This window comes from Paenibacillus thermotolerans, assembly GCF_028745515.1.
Classification (GTDB): Bacteria; Bacillota; Bacilli; order Paenibacillales; family YIM-B00363; genus Paenibacillus_AE; species Paenibacillus_AE thermotolerans.
In genome coordinates this window covers 13,248-33,827 of record NZ_JAQZSG010000040.1, presented here as the reverse complement: position 1 = coordinate 33,827, position 20,580 = coordinate 13,248, and the positions used below count along the sequence as shown (strand labels likewise).

23 protein-coding genes are annotated in these 20,580 nt (G+C 53.7%); 14 read left to right on the top strand and 9 right to left on the bottom strand.

The genetic code is table 11. The features are described from left to right. Positions 1-163 precede the first annotated feature (163 nt). Positions 164-469: an antibiotic biosynthesis monooxygenase family protein gene (locus tag PT964_RS22940; protein ID WP_274365694.1), complete on the bottom strand. Its 306-nt coding sequence runs from the start codon at positions 467-469 to the stop codon at positions 164-166. Positions 470-843: 374 nt separating this feature from the next. Here PT964_RS22940 and PT964_RS22935 point away from each other — a divergent pair, with 374 nt between their 5' ends. The 3 genes from PT964_RS22935 (at position 844) to PT964_RS22925 (ending at position 3,869) form a co-directional block, all read left to right on the top strand. Further along, positions 844-2,094 (top strand): MFS transporter, encoded by a 1,251-nt coding sequence (locus tag PT964_RS22935; protein WP_274365693.1) that lies wholly within the window; start codon positions 844-846, stop codon positions 2,092-2,094. A 169-nt stretch (positions 2,095-2,263) separates the two neighbouring features. After that, complete coding sequence (map, locus tag PT964_RS22930) at positions 2,264-3,010, top strand: type I methionyl aminopeptidase (RefSeq protein ID WP_274365692.1); 747 nt, start codon at positions 2,264-2,266, stop codon at positions 3,008-3,010. An 82-nt stretch (positions 3,011-3,092) separates the two neighbouring features. Continuing rightward, on the top strand, positions 3,093-3,869 hold the full coding sequence (locus tag PT964_RS22925) for an aminoglycoside adenylyltransferase domain-containing protein (protein ID WP_274365691.1): 777 nt from the start codon (positions 3,093-3,095) through the stop codon (positions 3,867-3,869). Here the strand turns inward: PT964_RS22925 and PT964_RS22920 are convergent. Further along, positions 3,866-4,594 (bottom strand): aminoglycoside 3'-phosphotransferase, encoded by a 729-nt coding sequence (locus PT964_RS22920; RefSeq protein ID WP_274365690.1) that lies wholly within the window; start codon positions 4,592-4,594, stop codon positions 3,866-3,868. The two genes, PT964_RS22925 and PT964_RS22920, sit on opposite strands and share 4 nt — an antisense overlap. 168 nt (positions 4,595-4,762) lie before the next feature. Here PT964_RS22920 and PT964_RS22915 point away from each other — a divergent pair, with 168 nt between their 5' ends. The 6 genes from PT964_RS22915 (at position 4,763) to PT964_RS22890 (ending at position 9,901) form a co-directional block, all read left to right on the top strand. Next, positions 4,763-5,284 (top strand): ankyrin repeat domain-containing protein, encoded by a 522-nt coding sequence (locus PT964_RS22915; protein WP_274365689.1) that lies wholly within the window; start codon positions 4,763-4,765, stop codon positions 5,282-5,284. 455 nt (positions 5,285-5,739) lie between these two features. Further along, positions 5,740-6,330 carry a YdeI/OmpD-associated family protein gene (locus tag PT964_RS22910; RefSeq protein WP_274365688.1) on the top strand — a complete coding sequence of 197 codons (591 nt, stop codon included), beginning with the start codon at positions 5,740-5,742 and terminating at the stop codon, positions 6,328-6,330. Positions 6,331-6,351: 21 nt separating this feature from the next. Continuing rightward, complete coding sequence (locus PT964_RS22905) at positions 6,352-6,912, top strand: DUF1697 domain-containing protein (protein WP_274365687.1); 561 nt, start codon at positions 6,352-6,354, stop codon at positions 6,910-6,912. 146 nt (positions 6,913-7,058) lie between these two features. After that, positions 7,059-8,090: a Delta(5) desaturase DesA gene (gene desA / locus PT964_RS22900; RefSeq protein ID WP_274365686.1), complete on the top strand. Its 1,032-nt coding sequence runs from the start codon at positions 7,059-7,061 to the stop codon at positions 8,088-8,090. A gap of 72 nt (positions 8,091-8,162) precedes the next feature. Continuing rightward, positions 8,163-9,302, top strand: a complete 1,140-nt coding sequence (locus tag PT964_RS22895) for a sensor histidine kinase (RefSeq protein WP_274365685.1) — start codon at positions 8,163-8,165, stop codon at positions 9,300-9,302. Beyond that, positions 9,299-9,901: a response regulator transcription factor gene (locus tag PT964_RS22890; RefSeq protein ID WP_274365684.1), complete on the top strand. Its 603-nt coding sequence runs from the start codon at positions 9,299-9,301 to the stop codon at positions 9,899-9,901. The genes PT964_RS22895 and PT964_RS22890 overlap by 4 nt, the downstream gene beginning before the upstream one ends. Here the strand turns inward: PT964_RS22890 and PT964_RS22885 are convergent. The 3 genes from PT964_RS22885 to PT964_RS22875 all read right to left on the bottom strand — a co-directional run bounded on the left by PT964_RS22885 (position 9,894) and on the right by PT964_RS22875 (position 12,562). After that, positions 9,894-10,805, bottom strand: a complete 912-nt coding sequence (locus tag PT964_RS22885) for an NAD(P)/FAD-dependent oxidoreductase (protein ID WP_274365683.1) — start codon at positions 10,803-10,805, stop codon at positions 9,894-9,896. The genes PT964_RS22890 and PT964_RS22885 overlap by 8 nt on opposite strands. Positions 10,806-10,886: 81 nt before the next feature. Beyond that, on the bottom strand, positions 10,887-11,288 hold the full coding sequence (locus tag PT964_RS22880; RefSeq protein WP_274365682.1) for an RrF2 family transcriptional regulator: 402 nt from the start codon (positions 11,286-11,288) through the stop codon (positions 10,887-10,889). 71 nt (positions 11,289-11,359) lie between these two features. Next, positions 11,360-12,562, bottom strand: coding sequence for a cytochrome P450 (locus tag PT964_RS22875; RefSeq protein WP_274365681.1), 1,203 nt, complete (start codon positions 12,560-12,562; stop codon positions 11,360-11,362). A gap of 141 nt (positions 12,563-12,703) precedes the next feature. On the opposite strand from PT964_RS22875, the gene PT964_RS22870 reads away from it, so the two are divergent. From PT964_RS22870 to PT964_RS26625, 3 genes are all read left to right on the top strand, one after another. Then, a complete protein-coding gene (locus PT964_RS22870; protein WP_274365680.1) occupies positions 12,704-13,081 on the top strand; it encodes a DUF1294 domain-containing protein in 378 nt (125 codons plus the stop codon). A gap of 111 nt (positions 13,082-13,192) precedes the next feature. Continuing rightward, positions 13,193-13,765 (top strand): von Willebrand factor type A domain-containing protein, encoded by a 573-nt coding sequence (locus PT964_RS26630; protein WP_274365679.1) that lies wholly within the window; start codon positions 13,193-13,195, stop codon positions 13,763-13,765. A gap of 5 nt (positions 13,766-13,770) precedes the next feature. After that, positions 13,771-14,772 carry a vWA domain-containing protein gene (locus PT964_RS26625; RefSeq protein WP_274365678.1) on the top strand — a complete coding sequence of 334 codons (1,002 nt, stop codon included), beginning with the start codon at positions 13,771-13,773 and terminating at the stop codon, positions 14,770-14,772. Positions 14,773-15,097: 325 nt separating this feature from the next. On the opposite strand, the gene PT964_RS22855 is transcribed toward PT964_RS26625, so the two are convergent. The 4 genes from PT964_RS22855 to PT964_RS22840 all read right to left on the bottom strand — a co-directional run bounded on the left by PT964_RS22855 (position 15,098) and on the right by PT964_RS22840 (position 18,214). Beyond that, positions 15,098-15,880, bottom strand: a complete 783-nt coding sequence (locus PT964_RS22855; RefSeq protein ID WP_274365677.1) for an ABC transporter permease — start codon at positions 15,878-15,880, stop codon at positions 15,098-15,100. Positions 15,881-15,889: 9 nt separating this feature from the next. Next, positions 15,890-16,693, bottom strand: coding sequence for an ABC transporter permease (locus PT964_RS22850; protein WP_274365676.1), 804 nt, complete (start codon positions 16,691-16,693; stop codon positions 15,890-15,892). Continuing rightward, positions 16,690-17,667, bottom strand: a complete 978-nt coding sequence (locus PT964_RS22845; protein ID WP_274365675.1) for an ABC transporter ATP-binding protein — start codon at positions 17,665-17,667, stop codon at positions 16,690-16,692. Before PT964_RS22845 ends, PT964_RS22850 begins: the two co-directional genes overlap by 4 nt. 118 nt (positions 17,668-17,785) lie before the next feature. Next, the gene (locus PT964_RS22840) at positions 17,786-18,214 is read right to left on the bottom strand and encodes a cell wall hydrolase (RefSeq protein WP_274365695.1); all 429 of its coding nucleotides are present in this window, start codon (positions 18,212-18,214) and stop codon (positions 17,786-17,788) included. A 234-nt stretch (positions 18,215-18,448) separates the two neighbouring features. On the opposite strand from PT964_RS22840, the gene PT964_RS22835 reads away from it, so the two are divergent. Beyond that, the gene (locus PT964_RS22835) at positions 18,449-19,729 is read left to right on the top strand and encodes a sensor histidine kinase (protein ID WP_274365674.1); all 1,281 of its coding nucleotides are present in this window, start codon (positions 18,449-18,451) and stop codon (positions 19,727-19,729) included. Positions 19,730-19,829: 100 nt separating this feature from the next. Beyond that, positions 19,830-20,507, top strand: coding sequence for a sensor domain-containing protein (locus tag PT964_RS22830; protein ID WP_274365673.1), 678 nt, complete (start codon positions 19,830-19,832; stop codon positions 20,505-20,507). The last annotated feature ends 73 nt before the right edge of the window (positions 20,508-20,580 follow it).

The window sequence follows — 20,580 nt, the reverse complement described above, 5'->3', positions numbered from 1 at the left end:
GTGAAAATTGGTGTGTGAGGTTTTATGCAAGGCTAGTGCACTACAAGTCGTTATCTCTCAAAAATGAAGCGCGAATCGAGAGAATTGCATCGAATAGTACCACCAAGTGTTGTTATGTTCTACAAATGCCCCAAAATCGACCCGATAGCAACACCAAGTGATGCTATTTTCCCGTCAACAGCTTGACCTTCTCAAAATGCTCAACCGTCGGAAACGGGTCATAGAAATGGTGCAGCAGCCGTTTCCATTCCTGGTATTCCGGGGATTGCCGGAAGCCGATCGTATGGTCTTCAAGACGCTCCCACTGCACCAGCAGCAAATACTTCCCTTTGACTTCCATGCAGCGCTGCAATTCATGACCGAGATACCCGTTCATGGAAGCGATAATGCCGGAAGCTTTGCGAAACGCTTCTTCAAATTCCTGCTCCATTCCGACTTTCACCTGCAGCATGGCAGCTTCCAATATCATATAAATTACGCCTCCTTGTGCCGTTCGAATCATTATACCACTTAAGCGGCGGAATTCATTGACCGGCTGCTGCACTGCATGGTAAATTGATCCAAGAGTGACCACTACGATTCTAAAGGGGAATCGACAAAGATATGCTCCTCGCTGTCCGTTATGATGGGATGTAACATGAACCGAATAGAAGAGCAGACGTGTCCATATAGAGCCATAATTGGCTTTTATTTGAGCATGCGTCCGTTCGGATCACCATCATAACGACACTAACATAACGCAACGAATGCGGCATGCTGCGCCGTCACCGACGCCGGCCGCCCGAAGCCTTCATGTTTCGTCATGAAGGCTTTTTTCGTTTGCGCCCCGAGGAGAGGATCATGTTGTCCGCAAGAAAATCATCCTTATATACGTTATTTACGCTTCAAGGCGTTTCATTGCTGGGCAGCAGGCTGTCCGGCATCGCCATCGGAATTTGGCTCGTTAAGGAGTACGGAAATGTTACCCCGCTGCTGCTCATTCCGTTGTTTCAAGAGCTTCCCGCGTTGCTATTGGGCGTATGGCTGGGGCTGGCGGTCGATCGGTGTAACCGGAAAAGCCTCATTATATTAGCCGACGCCGGGCAGGCTGCGGGAACGCTGCTGCTGTTTATCGCGATTGCAGACGGGCATATCGCTCTATGGCAGCTTTTTGCGATCGTTACGCTTCAAGGCGGTTTTGCGGCAATCCAAGCGCCGGCAATCGGCGCTATAACGTACCGGCTTGTAAACGAGAGTGAGCTGGATCGGGCCAACGGGCTGAAAGAGCTGCTGTTCCCGCTTGCCAGCGTGCTCGCCCCGGTGCTGGCCGGCATGCTGTACGGGCCGATCGGATTGCAAGGGATTATTATGATCGACCTCATTACGTTCGCCGCCGCCGTCGCCGTGACGCTTCTTTTGCCGATATCCGATCAAGCGGGGAAAGCGGAAGAGGCCGGGCATGGGAGTAATGGAACCGGCTTGTGGACGCAGGCGTTTCAGGGGTTCGCCTATGTTGCCCGGCGGCGAGGTCTCCTCGTCCTGATTGTATTCATGGCTTGGTGGAATTTGCTGCTGAACGGCCCGCTCGAGCTGGCGATTCCTTATTTGCTCGCACGCACAGGCAGCGACCGATTAATGAGCTGGCTGCTGGGTGCCATGAACGCGGGGGCACTGTGCGGCGCGCTGCTCGTGATCGCAGGGCTGACGTTTCGCAAGCGCCGCATCCCGATGTTCGCCGGCACGCTGCTCACGGCCGCAATGTTCGTAGTTTTCGGTTTATCCACGAACGAGTGGGTGCTGGGCGTCTCCATCTTTTTATTGATGGTGCCGCTGCCGATGACGGGAGCGTTGTTCAGTTCGCTGATTCAAGTCACCGTCCCCGGCGAGCTTCACGGGCGGGTGTTTGCCGCTATCGGACAATTGAATGCCTTGTCGGCGCCGCTGTCGTTCATCGTCACCGGACCGTTGGTCGACCGCTGGCTTGAGCCCGCCTTGCAGGGACGCTATGGCCAGGGCGCCGGAATGGCGTTCGTTCTCGTCGTCACCGGCTGGCTCCTATTGGCCGGAGCTTTATCGACCTTTCTTCGAAAAAGCGTCCGTACCATAGAGGAGTGAGTGAAAGGCAAAATCATTCGCCATGACTTGAACGAGATTCCCGCCCTGTAAATATAATAACCATTGAAGGCCGCGAAAAATGGCTTTCAATGGTTGTTGTTTTTTTTGGGACGGTTCAATCATTTGGTATAATGAAGGAATATCTTATATTACGAAAGCGGAGATTCGATTGATTACACTAAAATCACAAAGCGAAATTCATCAGATGCATGAGGCGGGAAAGCTGCTGGCCGCCTGCCACCGCGAAATCGCCAAGCTGATCGAGCCCGGGATTACGACGACGGAGATCGATCATTTTGTCGAGCAATTTTTGATGCGGCATGGAGCGACCCCCGAGCAGAAAGGGTACAACGGCTATCAATTCGCCACGTGCGCTTCCGTTAACGACGAAATTTGCCACGGATTTCCCCGGAAATCACCGCTGAAAAACGGCGATATCGTCACCATCGATATGGTCGTCAACTTGAACGGCGGATTGGCGGATTCGGCATGGACTTATGCGGTCGGAACCGCATCGGAAACAACGAAGAAGCTGCTGGACGTCACGCTAAACAGCCTCTATAAAGGAATCGAAAAAGCGCTCGTCGGCAACCGGATCGGCGATATCGGATACGTCATTCAATCGTATGCCGAGGCGGAAGGCTTCTCGGTAGTCAGAGATTTTACCGGACACGGGATCGGCCCGACGATTCACGAGGACCCGCAGGTTCCTCATTTCGGCCTCCCGGGGAAAGGCTTACGGCTAAAGGAAGGCATGGTCATTACGATCGAGCCGATGATCAACGAGGGCTCGTGGTTCAGCCAGATGGATTCCAACGGCTGGACGGCCAGAACGGTCGACGGCAAGCTGTCTGCTCAGTATGAGCATACCATTGCGATTACGCAGGACGGTCCGCTTATTTTGACGCAGCAGTAACAAAGCGGCATTCGCCTTCGATTCCTGAGATAGAGGGATCGAAGGCTTTTTCATTTGCTCGATTCAAGAAAGGAAGATGGTTGTGAAACCGACTGCAGACCCGGCGATCAACAGGTTGCTTTCGTCGCTATTAACGCAAATTCAAGAAGTTCTCGGAGAGAAGCTGACCGGTCTTTATGTATACGGTTCGTTAGTGTGGGGGGATTTCGACCGCGACATCAGCGATATCGATATGCTTGCGGCGCTTTCCTCCGATCTTACCGAAGAGGAGCTGGAACGGTTACGAAGCATGCATTCGGAATTCGCAAACCGCCATCAAGAGTGGAACGACCGAATCGAAGTCCAGTATTATTCGACTTCGGCGCTGCGTACTTTTAAGACGAAGAGCAGCCCCATGGCGGTTATCAGTCCCGGCGAGCCTCTCCATTTCGTGGAAGCGGGCAGGCAGTGGCTGACGAATTGGTATTTTGTCCAAGATTACGGAATTACGCTGTTCGGGCCTTCGCCGCATACGTTCATCGAGCCGATATCGAAAGCCGAATTTATGGAAGCCGTCAAGGAGCACGCTTTCGAGTGGAGAGAATACGTGCGGAACACGCTGCAATCCAGGCCGTACCAAGGTTATGCGATATTAACGATGTGCAGGGCGCTGTACACATTGACGAACGGAGAGCAGGTGTCCAAAATCAAGGCGGCGCGCTGGGCGCAAAAGGAACTGCCCGTATATTCGCAGCTGATCGAGAATGCTTTGCGATGGCGCAGCGATTACCGGAATCAAACCATACCGCATGAAGAGACGTACCCGGAAACGGAGGAGTTCGTCCTCTACGTGAGCGGCCGGATCGAGAAAACTTTCTAATTCGTCAATTCGACCAGCTTTGCAAAAAAGGAGAGCCCCTCCTCGTCCACATCGGCTTTGCCGTAAGCATCCAAGAATACATCGTTATACCGGTCGGTCTTCAGATTATAGCCCAGCGTCCAAATGCCCCAATAAAGATCATAGTGTCTGTCGCCGATCCCGCCTTCTCCCACATCGATAAACCCTTGGAACGAAAAGCGGTCCATGATGATGTTCGGCAAGCAGTAATCCCCGTGCAAAAGGACGCCGTCAACGGGACGGTACCGAAACTCATGGAGTACACTTACGTCGATGCCCCGGTCAGCCGCTTGACGGAGCATTTCGGCGGATCGGTTCGGATAAGGGCAGCCGTCGGCAGGCAGCGAATGCAGCATTCTCAAGTATTCGCCGAATGCGGCGGCCAGCTTGGCCGGCTGCTCGAGATGATGGTCGGCCGTTCCGTCTTCGCCGCGCAGCGCCTCCGTGAACAAATAATCGCGCTCCGCATCCGAAGCGAAAGCAATCGCCTTCGGAGCCAGTTTTCGGCCGTGCAAATATCGGGTCATACGGTATTCCCGCTCAAGACTTCCTTTCTTGCCGATCTTCAAGAAGCCGGGCTCCGCGCCTTGCACAAACAACGTTGCGGCAGTATGGCCGCTGCTGTCGTAAATCGCAGCTCCTTGCAAATACGGCCTGACGGACGCCGGCACCGATTCGATGTCAAAATCAATTTCCGTACGCTTCATTATTGATCCCTCCGTGCCTTTTTATATATTCGTAATATATCACAAGGTTTACCGTAATGTTGGAGATCCGTTCGCGGGGGTCGACAGTCTAGTATCTATGATATAAGATACTAGTAATTGGAGGAATATGGATGGAGTGCATTCCTCCCCATGACGGAGGCTGAACGGATGGAACAAACATTATTGATCGACGAACTGTTTCAAGCGGCCCAATCCGGCGATGCTGCAAGGTTGAAGGAACTATTGTCGGCTCACCCTCATCTTGCAAACGCGGAAAACGGCGACGGGCTGACGCCTTTGGGGTATGCGGCGCATTTCGGCCGTAAGGAGGCGGTGGAGGCGCTGCTGGATTTCGGTGCGGATGTGAATGCAATGTCGCACTCCAAACTTACCTTCATACCTTCCAATACGGCTTTGCACGCGGCTATCGCCGGGGAAAGAAGCATGGAGGTCATCAAGCTGCTGCTGTCCCGTAACGCCAATACTGCGATGTACGACAGCAACGGACATACGCCTTTGCATACCGCCGCATTTCATGACGACAACGTGGAATTGATCCGGTTGCTGCTGGAGCACGGCGCCGATGTAAACGGGAAGCCGGAGAGCGGAGAACCGCCGCTGGCCGTTGCGCTTCGGCAAGGGAACCATACGGTCGCCGCGTTTCTTCGGCAGAACGGGGCGCAGGAGTAAACGACGAAAAAGCCTATCTTTTCTCGGCAATGCCGCCTGAAAGATAGGCTTTCTTTTGAAGCGGTTTATTTCGTATGTCGTTCCCCTGTGCCAAAATTTTTCGTTCGGAGTAATCCTTTTCCGATTATGGCAAAACTCTGTTCATAACTTGTTGTGCTATTGTCATAAATACGATGAAATAAACGTGCGTTCATTCATTATGGAAAAACTATGGTTATAAACGGAGGTTTGGACTACATGTTATGAACACAGTTTTTCCATGTGAGCGGGTGGAGCGTTAAAATCGGCGAAATTATGGCATTCAGACAACACAATATGAACAGGATTTTGCCATAATGGGACGAAGAGGCGGGAATAACCCCAAAATCTATTATATGATGTTCCATAAAATGGATATAATGATAGATGATTCGAGGATTCAACGAAACCGATCGAAGGAGGAAAGCGGTGAAACGATGAGCAAGCAAAAGCAAAGCGATGATTTGCCGATCCATTTCTTTGAAAATCAGCAGGCTTGGGAGCAATGGCTGGGGCATCATCATGCCTCCTCGCCCGGCGTCCGGCTGCAAATCGCCAAGAAACAGTCGGGACTGACAAGCGTATCCTATGACGAGGCGCTGGAAGTCGCCCTCTGCTACGGCTGGATCGACAGCCGGAAGGAAACCTGCGACGACAAAACGTGGCTTCAGCGCTTCACTCCGCGCGGACCCCAGAGCATCTGGTCGAAGGTGAATAAAGAGAAGGCGGAGCGGTTGATCGCCGGCGGAAGAATGAAGCCCGCCGGGTTGGCGGCGATCGAGACGGCGAAGCGGAACGGACAGTGGGATAAGGCGTACGAGCCGTCAAGCAGCGCCTCCTTGCCGGACGATTTCGAGGCTGCGTTGCTGCGCAACGAGAAAGCGAAAGCTTTCTATGAAACGTTGGATAAGCGAAACAAGTATGCGATCACCTTCCGGATTCAAAGCGCGAAGAAGGCGGAGACGCGAACGAAGCGCATTGAGCAGTTCATATCGATGCTGGAGCGGCAAGAAAAAATATATCCGTAGTTTAAGGAGAACAATTACACGATGACCATTTACATAGCGCTGCTGCGAGGCATTAATGTCGGCGGGAAAAATAAAATCAAGATGGCCGACTTAAGGAGCACGCTGGAGACAATAGGTTTACGCCAGGTCCAAACCTATATTCAGAGCGGCAACATTCTGTTTGCTTCCGACGAGGAGGTGCAGCCTTTGCGCGAAAAAATCGAGCAGGGGATTGTAAACGGCTTTGGCATCTCTTCCTCCGTTATACTGCGGACGGCCGCAGAGTGGGAGCGCATCATCCGCGACTGCCCGTTCACCGAGGCGGAAATCGCCGAAGCGGACGCGGCGTCGGATGCGGAAAGCTTCTACGTGCTGCTGCTGCAGGAAGCTGTCACGGAAGAAGCGATCGATCGGATCAAAGGTTACCAGGCCGAGGGAGAGCAATACCGCGCAACCGGCCGCGAGATATACTTTCTGTTTCATCACAGCGTCCGGGATTCCAAGCTGGCAAGCAACCTGCATAAGCTTGGGGGACCGCAGACGATGCGGAACTGGAACACGATGCGTAAGCTGGCCGAACTGGCGGAAGCGATGAAGGCATAACACCCCCCCGCGCTGCACGCCGATATGACATTTATCATGTCCTCTTCTTGACGTTTATGACTTAAACCGCATGTCCCCGCTTTTATATAATGATAAGCGGGGCATATTGCTTTAAGCCCTTCGTCAACTAAGAGGAGGAACCAACGATGAATCGATCGGACAACATTGCAAAGCTAAAACAAAGCGTCGCTCCTTACGAGAAAACAGATACACGCAGCAGCGTCAGACAACTGATCAACACCTTGGGGCCGCTCGTATTGCTGTGGATTGCAGCGTACCTCAGTCTTGGCGTATCCTTTTGGCTGAGTCTTCCGATTACTGTCGTTGCAGCGGGATTTCTCGTCCGCACGTTCATCATATTTCACGATTGCTGTCATCAATCCTTCTTTAAAAGCCGGCTCGCGAACGATATCGTGGGCACGATAACCGGCATTCTTACCGTAGTTCCATACCGCCAGTGGAAGCATACTCACTCGGTGCACCATGCGACGAGCGGCAATTTGGACAAGCGCGGCGTCGGCGATATTTGGGTGCTTACCGTGGAAGAGTATGTCGCTTCATCCTTCTGGCGCCGGTTGGGCTACAGACTGTACCGTAACCCTTTCGTGCTGTTTGTCTTGGGGCCGACTTATACGTTTTTGCTGGAATACCGCTTTAACCGCAAAGGTGCCAAGCTCAAAGAGCGGATGAACACGTATCTTACCAACTTTTCGATTGTCGGGTTGTATGCACTGTTGTGCTGGGCGGTCGGGTGGCAGGCGTTCCTGTTGGTTCAGGGCCCGATTTTTCTCGTGTCCGGAACGCTCGGCATTTGGCTGTTTTACGTGCAGCATACGTTCGAAGATTCGTACTTCGAGCATAACGGCGAGTGGAGCTACGTCATGGCGGCCGTCGAAGGAAGCTCGTACTACAAGCTCCCGAAGGTACTGCAGTGGATTACCGGCAACATCGGCTTCCATCATGTGCACCATTTGAGCCCGAGAGTTCCGAATTATTATCTGGAGAAGGCGCATAACGAAACGCCGCCGCTGCAGGAGGCTGCGACGATTACGCTCGGCACGAGCCTGCAGTCGATTAAGTTTCGTCTTTGGGACGAGAAGCGCAAGACGTTCGTCGGCTTCAAAGACGTTAAACATTTGCTTCGCAAGCCGGTTCATCGGCCGGGTATGGAAGGATAGCGCGGCTTGCCGGAGCCTTTTTGTGCTACAATACAAATAACTTTGCAGGCAAAAGGGGGCGGCTTGACATCCATGCAGAAGTGGCATCAAATATTTCATAAAAGCACCGGCTTGAGTCCGTACGTCTGGGTCGTCCTGTATATTCTCCCCTTCTATTTTATATTCCGATCCTCTTCTCCATACGAGATCGCGATCGGCATCGTGATGATTATTGCGTTTTTTATTTGCTACGTGCTGTCCTTTACTTCTAAAGGATGGCTTGTTTATTTTTGGTCGGGCTTGCAAATCGCCATTTCGGTCACCATGACGCTGCTGTTCAGCTATGTGTACTTTTCGCTCTTTTTGGCGTTCTTTATCGGCAATATTCAAAACCGGATCGCTTTCATCGTGTTGTATACGGTCCATTTAATCAGCACGATCGCCACCATCAACTACGGATTCGCGACGCTGAGGCCGATCTTTATTACGCAGCTTCCGTTCGTGCTCATTTGTTTGTTCGGCGTTATTTTGCTTCCCGTAACGACTTATAATAAAAACAAGCAGGACCGGCTGCAAGGCCAGCTGGAAGATGCGAACAAGCGGATATCCGAGCTGGTGAAGCAGGAGGAGCGCCAGCGCATCGCCCGCGATTTGCACGATACGCTCGGCCAGAAGCTTTCGTTGATCGGCTTAAAGAGCGACCTCGCGAGCAAGCTGATCGGCAAAGACCCGAGGCGGGCGGAGGCCGAAATGAAGGACGTGCGCCAGACGGCGAGAACCGCCCTGAAAGAGGTCCGCGAGCTCGTTACGCAAATGCGCGGAATTAGAATCGAGGACGAGCTGAACAAAGTAAAGCAGATATTGAAGGCGGCTCAAATCGATTGCCGGCTCGAAGGGGAGCCGAACGTTACGGATATTTCGCTGATTACGGAAAATGTGGTCAGCATGTGCCTGAAGGAAGCCGTCACGAACGTGGTGAAGCACAGCGAAGCGACCTCCTGCTCGATTTCCTTCGAGCCGTCGCGGACCGAGCTCATCGTGAAGGTGACGGATAACGGGATCGGGTTTGACGGCAAAAAGTGCTGGGGCAACGGGCTGCGCGGCATGAAGGAGCGGCTTGAGTTCGTCAACGGAAGCATGGACATCGGCTCGTGCGCGCCTTCAGGCGGTACGTCCATTGTGATCAAAGTGCCCAACATGACCCAACAGCCGGAACAGGAGGCGCAGCTATGATTCGGATTGTCATCGCCGAGGATCAGCGGATGCTGCTCGGAGCGCTTGCTTCATTGCTTGAACTGGAAGAAGATATGACGGTCGTCGGGAAGGCGGGCAACGGGGAGGAAGCCGTAAAGCTCGTTCACCTTCATAAACCGGATATTTGCATCATGGATATCGAGATGCCGGCGAAGAGCGGGCTGGAGGCAGCCGAGGAGATCAAGAGCCTCGGCTGCAAGGTGATCATCCTGACGACGTTCGCGCGTCCGGGCTATTTCGAAAGAGCGTTGAAGGCCGGAGTAAGCGGCTATTTGCTCAAGGACAGCCCGAGCGAGGAGCTCGCCGACTCCATTCGGAGCGTGATGGCCGGCCGGCGCATTTATGCGCCGGAGCTGGTCGACGAGGTGTACGGCGGCGAGGAAAACCCGCTGACGGAACGGGAGAAGGAAGTGCTGGAGCTGATGGCCGACGGAAAAAATACGAAGGAAATCGCCAGCCAGCTGTTTATTACGACAGGAACGGTCCGCAACTATATATCCGTCATCCTGGATAAGCTGGACGTGAACAACCGGATCGAGGCGATCATGCGGTTTAAGGAGAAGGGCTGGTTTAAGTAGCCGGCTGCCAGTCCTCTTCCGTCAAATCCGCAAGAACGGCCATCGCCGCTTTGCTGCCGGAGGCTGCGGCGATAATCAATTGGGAAGGCATCACGTAGGCCGAATCTCCGGCGGCGTAAACTCCGGCTGAAGTCGTTCTGCCCATCGCATCGGTAACGATGCCTCCCGTTTCGCTTGTTTGATAGCCTAACGTTTCATGGAACATGGCATTGGGAACGAAAGAAGGAGAAATAAATCCTCCGCTTCGCTCGATATGCGTACCGTCCGCAAAATGCACCCGCTGCAGCATGCCGTTCCGCCCGGAAAATGCCGCCACGGGCGTATCCACGATCCGAATTCCCCTGGATGCAAGCTGCTGACGCTGTTCGGCGGTCAATATATCGCTCCCGTTGGTGCATGCCACTAAATCCCGGCTCCAGTTGAACAGAAGCTTGAGTTTATGAAACAGCCCCGGCTGGTCCGACACGACCGCGAGCGGCTGATCCCGCAGCTCCCAGCCGTCGCAAAAAGGGCAGTTGAACAAGCTTTTTCCATAGCATTCGCGAAGCCCTTCGATCTCGGGAAACACCTCTTTCAGACCGGCAGCCAAAATCAGCTTGCGGGCCTGCACGAGCTCGCCCGACGAGGTGCGAACGACAAAGCCGTCATTCGTCCTCCGAATATCGGCCGCCTCGGCCGGCCAATGCCGGACAGACGGGTAGCGCAGCACTTCCTCGTAAGCAATGCGCCGAAACTCGGCCGGCTGGGTGCCGTCTCGCGTAATAAATCCGTGAGAGGCGTGCGTCACGCTGTTCCTCGCCCGATTATTGTCCAGCAGCGCAACGCTTCGTCTCGCTCTGCCGAGCACCAGCGCCGCGTTCAATCCCGCCGGCCCGCCGCCGACAATCGCACAATCATGCATCATTAAAGTCAATCCCTTCGTCTGTGGATATTGTAGACATATTATATCTACAATTGATGAAAGCCAAGGCATCGTCCTCGACGATTACAAGGACAATGCAGCTTGATCGGCAAGCTCGATCATTTTGGTATTTTTCAGATGCCGTTCCATCGCTTCCTCGGCCTCCAGCATCACCTGATGGATCAGGCACCGGGAATCGCCGCCGCTGCAGCATTCAAACAGCGAAGCACTGCCTTCCACCGCGTGTATGATGTCCAGAAAGGAAATATCCTCTTTCTTGCCCTTCAGCCGGTATCCGCCGTTGGCCCCGGAAGCCGACTCGACCAGCCCCGACTTCACAAGTTTCGTGAGTATTTTCGAAAGATAGGTGGGGGATACGCCAAGCTTGTCGGCAAGCTGTTGGACGCCCACCGGTTTGTCAGGCGAAACGGCGGTCAAATAAAGCATCGTGTGGAGGGCATAGTTCGTCGCTTTCGAATATTTCATTGTGTTTCCCCCTCCAATTACGGACTTCGTATATCCATAATAGCCGCAATGCAGAGGAGCTGTCAATTTTTTTACAATATTTCCGCCTTAAAGTGCAGCGCCTCGTACCCACGGAATATAATGTTTTTTCTCCACTGCGGCTCGGCCGCCAGCTCGGGCTGCCGAGCGCGGGCGACCAGCTTATCCAGCGCAATGCACCCTTCCAATCTGGCCAGCGGCGCGCCCAAGCAGTAATGAGGGCCGGCGGCGAAGGACAGATGCTTGCAGTCCTTGCGCGCAATATCGAACTCGTCCGGGCGGCTGACGACGGAAGGGTCCCGGTTCGCCCCGGCAAGCGCGAGCATTATTCCTTGCGCTTTCTGGAACGTCGCGCCGGCAAATTCGATCGTGCCGGACGCAAGCCGGCTCGTCATCAAGACGGGCGGCTCGTACCGGAGTATTTCCTCCACCGCCGCCGGCGCCAACGATCGGTCGGCGCGGAGCAACTCGTACATCTCCGGATGATCAAGGAGAAGCTTATATCCGTTCGTTATTAGATTGGCCGTCGTCTCATGTCCCGCGATCATCAGCAATAAGCACGTTGCAACCATCTCATCCGTGCTCAACTGGTCTCCGCTTTCTTCGGAGGCGATCAGCTTGCTTATCAAATCGTCCTGCGGGGCGGTCCTGCGGACGGCGATCAGCTCCTCGAAATACCGCTTCGACTCCGCAATGTCTCCCGATAAGCTCTCCAGCTCCTCCATCGTCGGATTAAAATCGATAAACCGCACGAACGCGTCGGACCAGCGCCGGAAGAAGCCCCGATCCTCCCGCGGCACGCCCAGCAGCTCGGCAATGACGAACACGGGGAGCAAATAAGCGAAATCCCGAATGAGCTCGTGCTTCCGCCTGCCGCGCATATCGTCGAGCAATTGATCCGCAATAGCCCCGATAGCGGGTCGCAGCTTCTCGACCATTCGGGGCGTGAACGCCTTGTTGACCAAATTCCGCAGCCGGGTATGGTCGGGCGCATCCTTGAACAGCATCATGTCGTTCATCAGCTTCATGGCCGGCGCGATGCGTTCCGAAAATACCGGCTGGTGCTCGGGCGGGACGAGCCTGCGGTATTCCCGCACGAATCGCGAGTCCTTCAGTATCGCGTCAACTTCCCGATAGCCGGTTACGAGCCAGATCGGGATTCCCAGCAGCTCCTGCCACACTACGGGGTGCTGTGTTCGTGCCGCCGCAAACACGGCATACGGATTTTCAATATAAGCGTCCATCGCGGTAGTCAATCGGATCACCTCTTTGAGGAGAATGTGCAACCTGTCAAACTATTTCTAGACTTCGGCAAATTTTTCCTCCTTTGCGGCATGTCGCCGAAACGAAGGATACCCGTTACAATAGGTATATGCCATGAAAGCGAGGCTCAGCAAATGAAAAAGCTCGGATCGTTTATTGTAACAACCGCCGTTTGGGCACTTTTTGTATACGTCATAACGAACGCGGTGCAGATTGAAGGGCTGCTGCCCGGGTTTATGCGGTATTTTTTGATGTACTTGGCCGTCATGAATCTCGTGGGCTTTGCGTTGATGCTTTCGGATAAGAAAAGAGCCCGGAGCAAGCGATGGAGAATCCCGGAGCATGCGCTCTTTCGCATCACGGCCGGCGGCGGCGGCATCGGAACGATCGCTGGAATGCTGGCGGCCCGGCATAAGACGCAGCACGCTTCGTTCCTCTTCTGGCTTCCGGTCATGACGCTCGTGAACTATTCGCTGTTCGTTACGGATGCGCTGTTTTTGGCCATCGATTAATCGCACAAAAAAGTAAAAATATTGCAACATCGGAAAGCGCCTCCACGTCAGTGATGATGGAACCGTATGACGAAAGCTCTAGGTTCCAACATCGCTAAGGGGGCGAAACGTGTGAAAAGAGGGGTCTTTTTATCGTTGCTGTCGGTCCTGCTGTTAGCCGGATGCAGTTCGGCGGGGAACCGTGAGGGAGTGGAGTCCGCAGCAGTCGGGGATACGGCGGCGGGGAACCGGTATGAAGCGGCGTCGGCCGACAGCGCTGCCGCTGAGGAGCCGGCAGCAAAGCAGTCGGGCCGATCCGTTGCGAAAGACCGGGCGCCGTCCGAGCCGTATCCGCCTAGCAGGCCGAGCGGAACGAACGGGATGTATTTCGACCATGCGGGGACGAATCCGTTCATCGCGGCGGAGGAGGATCCGCTGTCCACGTTCTCGGTCGACGTGGATACGGGCTCGTATACGATCGTCCGCAATTATGTGAACCGGGGCGAGCTTCCGCCCGAGGATGCCGTGCGGGTGGAAGAGTTCGTCAATTACTTCGACATCGATTATGCGCCGCCCCGCGGGAACAAAGCGTTCGCCGTTCATGTCGACGGAGGCGATTCTCCTTTCGGAGACGGCTATAAGCTGGTGCGTGTCGCGCTGAAGGGCAAACAAATCGAAGACCGCGACCGCAAGCCGGAAATTTGACGTTCGTGATCGATACGTCGGGGTCGATGGCTAGGGAGGACCGCCTCGAGCTGGTCAAGAAAAGCTTGAAGCTTCTGGTCGACTCGTTATCGGAGCGCGACCAGATCGCCATTGTCGCTTACGGTACGGAAGCGCATGTCGTGCTTGAGCCCTCTTCGCTGGAACAAAAGGATGAAGTGCTTGACGCAATCGAGTCGTTGTCTCCCCGAGGTTCGACGAACGCTGAGGACGGTCTGATCCTCGGATACGATATGGCAGACCGGCAATTTTCGAAGCATGCGGTCAACCGGGTTATTTTGTGCTCCGACGGGGTGGCGAATGTCGGGGAGACGTCGCCGGAAGGAATTCTAAAGAAGATAGAAGATTATGCGGAGCAGGGCATTACGTTAACGGCCGTCGGTGTCGGAATGGGCAATTATAACGATGTGATGATTGAGCGCTTGGCGGATCAGGGGGACGGCGTTTACGCTTATGTGGACGGTTTTTCCGAGGCACGTCGGCTGTTCGTCGACAACTTGACCGGCACGCTGCAGACGATCGCCCGCGACGTGAAAATCCAAGTGGAATTCGATTCGAAGAAAGTAGACAGATATCGGCTGCTCGGCTATGAAAACCGGGATGTGGCGGATGAGGATTTCCGCAACGATAAGGTCGATGCCGGCGAGGTCGGCGCAGGGCATACGGTAACGGCGCTCTATGAGGTGAAGCTGACGGAAGAGGCGAAGGGCGATATGCCGTTCGGAGAAGTGCGGCTGCGCTATAAGGATGAGGGCAGCGGCAAGATCGAGGAATGGAGCGAACCGCTCCGCATCGGAGGAGAGCCGGCAAGAAATTTGAGCTTCCTCGCGTCGGTGGCCGAATATGCCGAATTGCTGCGCGGCAGCTATTGGGCGAAAAAGGGCTCGATGCAGGAGGTGCTGAGGCTCGCCGAGCGTTCGGCGGAGGGCGATCAGCAGCAGCAGTTCGTGTCCATGATCAAAGACACGATCGCTCTGCGGAAAGAATAACGGACACCACAGACGTTATATCGCCAATTTACCCTCTTTAATACCGTTAACGGACACCACAGACGTTATNGATCGCTCTGCGGAAAGAATAACGGACACCACAGACGTTATATCGCCAATTTACCCTCTTTAATACCGTTAACGGACACCACAGACGTTATATCCCGATTTTTGGCGCTGATCCCTGCTTTTTCGAGGCAATAACTGCAGTGGTGTCCGTTACAACTGTAAACTTCATTCAAAACGCCGAATAACTGCATCCTAGTCCGTTAGAGCGAGCATTCAGTCATCCGAATGCAGCCTAGCCTGGAGGCAGGCTCTGCCCTCAAGATCCCGTCGAACGGTAATGGCGCACCCCGAAGCGCCACATGAGCAAGCAGGGGATCAGGAACAGGAAGCCTGCTAACGGAGCGAGCATGTATGCCGCCGAGCTGCCCTCCGCTTTGCCGAGAATATGCATCAAGGGCAAATAGTTGACGCAGCCGAACGGAATGACGTAGGTGAAGAAGCGGGTGACCCATCGTTGATAAATATTGAGCGGGTATTGCGCCATCTCTCTGCCGCCGTCCGTAAAAATGTTCGCCACCTCAAGCCCTTGAATCGTCCAAAAGCATAGCGTCGCCGCGAGCATGTAAATTCCGGCAAAGATGACGACGCCGCATGCGATCATGAGAAGGAGCGTAACGATTTTATACGCGTTCCATTCCACCGACAGCCCTGTCAGCGACCAAACCAGCACCACGACGCTTTGCAGCATTCTCCCGAATCTCGTAAACTCGAATCTTGCGCCTAGCACCTGCACGATCGTGCTCCGCGGGCGGACGAGCACCCGGTCGAATTCGCCGTTAACGACCAGCGAAGAGAAGGAGTCGAAGCCGCGGGCGAAGCATTCGCTCACCGAGAAGGCCATATGAATGACCGCGTAACAAAGAGCGACCTCGTAGAACGTCCACCCCTTCAGCTCGCCGAACCGCTCGAACATGAAATAGAGGCCTGCGAACACGGAGAACGGTATAAAAAACTGCCCGACCGTAAGCAGCCAGAAGGACGTCCGGTACTGCATCTGGGACTTGAACAAGATGAGCAAATATTTGAAATAAAGTTTCACGGTCGTTCATCACCCTCCTTGAACCACGACTCTACGCAGCGCCCGCTGCAGCGCGACGCAGCCGAGCGATACAAGCGCAGCAAGCCACAAAAGCTGCTCTCCGATTCCGGCCAGCGCCGCATCCTTCGGAATATGGCCCGAAAATACGCGAAACGGAAGATCTGCGGTCAAATGAAACGGCAGCGCGTAAGCAATCCGCTGCATCCATTCGGGCATGAGCGGAATCGGAATGATCAATCCCGCCAAAAAATCTCCCAGCACCGAAAACATCAATAACGAGCCGGTAGGGGACATCGTGTAGAAGACGGAGATGTAAATAAACATGGAGATCGCTACAAGCAGCAGAAGCCCGAGAAAAAGAATCGCCGCAAACAGCAGGAAGGCGACAGGATCGGGAGGCAGCTTCAGCCGGTACGGTTCGGGAAGGAAGAAGGCGACAACCAATATCGGAAAGCTTCGCAGCAGCGCGCTCGACAGCCGCTGTGCAATCAGCTTGGCGTACCAGAAGCCGTAAAGCCCGGTCGGCCTGCAAAGCTCGTAAGCGATATTGCCGCTCGTGATCATCCCGAAAATTTCAGAGTCGCGAAACCATAGCACGATGAAGGCCAGAAACGACTGCTGCAGCCACATATACGTAACAAGCTGCTCTAACGAGATCGGAGGCTCGCTGACCGCGTTGCTATAGAACGCCTCGAATACCATAATGAATATAAAGCCGAAGAAAAACTGCGTCGCAATGCCGGCCAATGCCGCGGCTCGGTATTGCAGTCCGTTGATGAGGCGGAGCTTGAGAACGGAGACGTACGGCTTCATATTTGGTGCTCCTTATACAGCTGCACGATCATTTCCTCGATCGGCTGCGCCTCTACGGCGACATCCTTGATTTCCACGATGCGGGACATTTCGGCGATCGCGTCCGATATGCTGATTTGCCCCGTATCCACGCTAAGCACCGCCCGCTCGGGCGACCACGAGAGCAGCGTCGCGCCGTTTACCTGCAGCGGGTTTTGCGTTGGAAGGTAGTCTACGGTAACCGTCTTGTTCGCACCGAAGCGGCTACGCAGCTCGTTCAACCGGCCGTCGTACAGCACGCTTCCTTTGCCGATCAATATGATGCGGCTGGCCAGCGCCTCTATATCGTTCATATCGTGGGTGGTAAGGATGACGGTGACTCCTTTTTCCTTGTTGATCGTCTTAATGAATTGCCGCACGGCGATCTTGGAGACGGCGTCGAGCCCGATGGTAGGTTCGTCCAGGAATAAAATGCTTGGGCTGTGCAGCAGGGAGGCGGCGATTTCGCAGCGCATGCGCTGTCCGAGGCTGAGCTGGCGTACCGGAGTGTTCAGGATGTCCGTTAAGTCGAGGGTCTGGGTGAGGAGTTCGACGTTGTCATTGTATTCCCGGTCAGGAATGTGATAAATATCCCGCAGCAGAGAGAAGGAATCGATGACCGGCACGTCCCACCAAAGCTGGGACCGCTGCCCGAAGACGACGCCGATGTGCTTTACGTAAGCTACTCGGCTTTTCCACGGCGTATAGCCCATAATGCTGCAGCTCCCTCGATCGGGTACCAGAATGCCGCTCATAATTTTGATCGTCGTCGATTTTCCGGCGCCGTTCGGACCGATATAACCGACGATTTCCCCGGGCTCGATCGAGAACGAGATGTCGCTGAGCGCTTGCACCGTCGTAAATTCCCGGTAAAATAGCGCTTTCACCGACTCGCGCAGCCCGCCCGCGCGTTTCGCCACTTTGAAGGATTTACTCAAACCTTCTACCGATATCACTTGCTTTTTCGCCTCCTAGCTTTTTATGGAAGGGCTTACCATCGTATCATCCGATTTTGAGGCTGTCAAGCGAAAAAAAAGAAGCGGAGATTCGCATCCCCGCTTCGACCGCCAAGGGTCAATAGATGTTATATACGTTCTCGCATTCTTCGCCGGTCGGCTGATAAAAGCAGTGGCCCTTATATCTTCCTACGAACGGCTGGCCGTACCATGTGGAAGGGCAGTCTCCCGGCGGCTTGAAATACCATAAGCTGTACTTTGCGGGCCATAATCTTTCGCCGTTGACGGAGCGCCGCGCCAAGCGTCTTTCTTTGTCGCGGGCTTTCTGGTAGAAGTAGCTGTGAATGGTCGCCTCGAACGCATGCGGCTGATACACCATTTGCGGTATGGTGCGCAAGCCTTTGAAGTCCGAGCAGTTTGCCCGGATTCGGTTAATCCCTACGTTGCCGACCATCAGCATGCCCTGTATGCCTTCGCCTTCCGCTTCCGCCCGCAGCAGCCTGGCCAGCAGATCGATATCTTGTTGTCTTGCTTTCACGACAGCCAATACGTACACCTCGCTTTAAGTCTCCAGATAGTTATTGATATTAAGCGTTGCGCATTTGGGTGACTGCCGATAACAAAGTTTGCATGGCGCTTAAAGGGCAGCGCGCTAACCGCAGAGGACTCGCTTGACGGATCCTTTTTGCGCGTTTTTATTATGATTGTCAACTGCCCGATGGCGAAATATAATGAGCTTTAAGCAATTTTCAGCAATTTTCAAAATGGTGGAATACGTACGATGAGATTATTGGACTATAAAGATTTGCTGCTGAACGTCTTTATCATTTTGATTCCGCTTGTATTTTTTCAGTATACGACGATGTTCAAAAATAAATGGTTCCGTATCCTCTCTTGGTTTGTTCTCTATGCGGTGCCGATGTTCCTGACGATGACGTTTCCGATTAACGCCGAGGGAACGGTATTCGATTTCAGGTCGGTTCCGCTGACGGTCGGCTCTTTGTACGGAGGAGTTTACGGCACTATCTTTTTGTATGTCAGCTTATTTGTATTTCGCTCTTTTCAAGGCGGGATTCAAATGCTCTATTATTTCCTCGCGCTCCTGCCTTCGCTTATCATCGTTTGCATCATTTCCTACAAGTTCCTCGCTTTACGGTTTCGCGACAAAATATTCGTCTCCGTTCTCGTTTGTTTACTTATCCGGCTGTTGTCGTTGGCTTACTTCGTATTGACGGGAAAAGCGGCCTACGCGCAGCAGCTGCTGTTCGATGCCATCCCGTTATTCGTTATGCAAAGCATATTGACAGCTTTCTGCGTATATATCATTGAAGCGATATCCAAAAATTTGCGGCTGCAGGCGGAGGTCGCTAATGCGGAGAAAATTCGGATCGTCAGCGATATTGCCGCATCGGTGGCGCATGAGGTGCGCAATCCGCTCACCGCGGTGAGGGGCTTTATCCAGCTCCTGTCGGACTCGAGGCTTTCGGAGGAAAAGCGAAGGCAATACTCATATATTTGCATGGAGGAGCTGGACCGGGCGCAAACGATCATTTCCGATTACTTATCGCTTGCCAAGCCCGAACACGACGACCAAATCGAACGCTTCGACGTCCGCGCGGAGCTGCAATATATAACGAGCATTCTTAGTTCCTACGCAAATTATCAGAACGTTGAAATACGAAATTACGTGGATCAACCGATTTTATTGGAGGGCAACCGCTCGAAGTTCAGGCAGGCGATCATCAATTTCGGCAAAAATTCGATCGAAGCGATGCCGAGCGGCGGCGTTCTGGAATTCCGAAGCCTGGTGGAGGAACGCGAGCTCCGGCTGTCCGTCAGCGACAACGGCATCGGCATGACCGACGCTCAGGTCGCCCGTCTGGGGACCCCATATTACTCTACTAAGGAAAAAGGGACCGGCCTCGGCACGATGGTTTCGTATAATATTATTCACAACATGAACGGAAAAATCGAAGTGAAAAGCGCCGTCGGTTCCGGTACGACCTACATCATTACATTCCCTTTGCCTCAGACGTGTGACGGCGGTATACAGCGCGTATGACCGTACGCATGCTCCGTCATATGACGTTCTTCACTACCCTGATTTCTCCAATCAAGCTACAGTAGGAGTATCAATTTTGTTACAAGGGTGGTAAACATTTATGCAGGAGCAATATTCTCCGAATGCCGCATCCGTTTATGAACAATACGCAAGAGCCGACCATGGGAAAGGACCGGTCAAAGGGGCCGCCGTATTATACACGCTGCTTGCGCTTCCGCTAGGCATCCTGTATTTCACTGTCGTCGTTACCGGACTCAGCTTATCGGCCGGACTGATGCCGATTTTTATCGGGCTTCCGCTGCTGCTGGGCGTGCTGCTTACTGCAAGAGCGATGCTCGGCTTTGAAAGATCGCTTGCACTCTGGGTGCTCGGCGAACGGCAGACGATTTCCGAACGAGCCGAAGGCAATCGTTATGGAAGCGGGTTGTTCGCCAAGCTGGCGGAAAGCCTGAGTGACGTTAGAACGTATAAGGGCATCGTATTTTTGTTGCTGAAGCTGCCGGTCGGCATCGTCAGCTTTACCGTGACCGTCACTTTCTTATGTGTCAGCGCCGGGTTTATCGCCTCCCCGGTCGTATACGTCGTATTAAAAGAGACGCTGGATGTGAACATTTTTGAGGGTAATGTGCTTCACTACTTGTTCTTGAACGGCGTTGCTCCGATGCAGGAAGCGTTGATTTATTGCGCGATCGGCTTTATTCTGGGCTTCATCGCCTTGAAGGTCATCCGGATGATGGCAGAGCTGACCGCAAAAATTACGCTGTTTGCATCCGAATGAACACATCTGAATGAACCGGTTGAAACAACATTGTCGGACAGGTATAATAATTAACCTCCCTCTCTTTTGAGGG

What these genes read in the sequence shown, in the direction of transcription:
- PT964_RS22940 (WP_274365694.1), bottom strand. Translation starts at nt 469, where the DNA reads ATGATATTGGAAGCTGCCATGCTGCAGGTGAAAGTCGGAATGGAGCAG.
- PT964_RS22920 (WP_274365690.1), bottom strand. Translation starts at nt 4,594, where the DNA reads ATGAAGCGTACGGAAATTGATTTTGACATCGAATCGGTGCCGGCGTCC.
- PT964_RS22915 (WP_274365689.1), top strand. Translation starts at nt 4,763, where the DNA reads ATGGAACAAACATTATTGATCGACGAACTGTTTCAAGCGGCCCAATCC.
- PT964_RS22910 (WP_274365688.1), top strand. Translation starts at nt 5,740, where the DNA reads ATGAGCAAGCAAAAGCAAAGCGATGATTTGCCGATCCATTTCTTTGAA.
- PT964_RS22905 (WP_274365687.1), top strand. Translation starts at nt 6,352, where the DNA reads ATGACCATTTACATAGCGCTGCTGCGAGGCATTAATGTCGGCGGGAAA.
- desA (WP_274365686.1), top strand. Translation starts at nt 7,059, where the DNA reads ATGAATCGATCGGACAACATTGCAAAGCTAAAACAAAGCGTCGCTCCT.
- PT964_RS22895 (WP_274365685.1), top strand. Translation starts at nt 8,163, where the DNA reads ATGCAGAAGTGGCATCAAATATTTCATAAAAGCACCGGCTTGAGTCCG.
- PT964_RS22890 (WP_274365684.1), top strand. Translation starts at nt 9,299, where the DNA reads ATGATTCGGATTGTCATCGCCGAGGATCAGCGGATGCTGCTCGGAGCG.
- PT964_RS22885 (WP_274365683.1), bottom strand. Translation starts at nt 10,805, where the DNA reads ATGATGCATGATTGTGCGATTGTCGGCGGCGGGCCGGCGGGATTGAAC.
- PT964_RS22880 (WP_274365682.1), bottom strand. Translation starts at nt 11,288, where the DNA reads ATGAAATATTCGAAAGCGACGAACTATGCCCTCCACACGATGCTTTAT.
- PT964_RS22870 (WP_274365680.1), top strand. Translation starts at nt 12,704, where the DNA reads ATGAAAAAGCTCGGATCGTTTATTGTAACAACCGCCGTTTGGGCACTT.
- PT964_RS22850 (WP_274365676.1), bottom strand. Translation starts at nt 16,693, where the DNA reads ATGAAGCCGTACGTCTCCGTTCTCAAGCTCCGCCTCATCAACGGACTG.
- PT964_RS22835 (WP_274365674.1), top strand. Translation starts at nt 18,449, where the DNA reads ATGAGATTATTGGACTATAAAGATTTGCTGCTGAACGTCTTTATCATT.
- PT964_RS22830 (WP_274365673.1), top strand. Translation starts at nt 19,830, where the DNA reads ATGCAGGAGCAATATTCTCCGAATGCCGCATCCGTTTATGAACAATAC.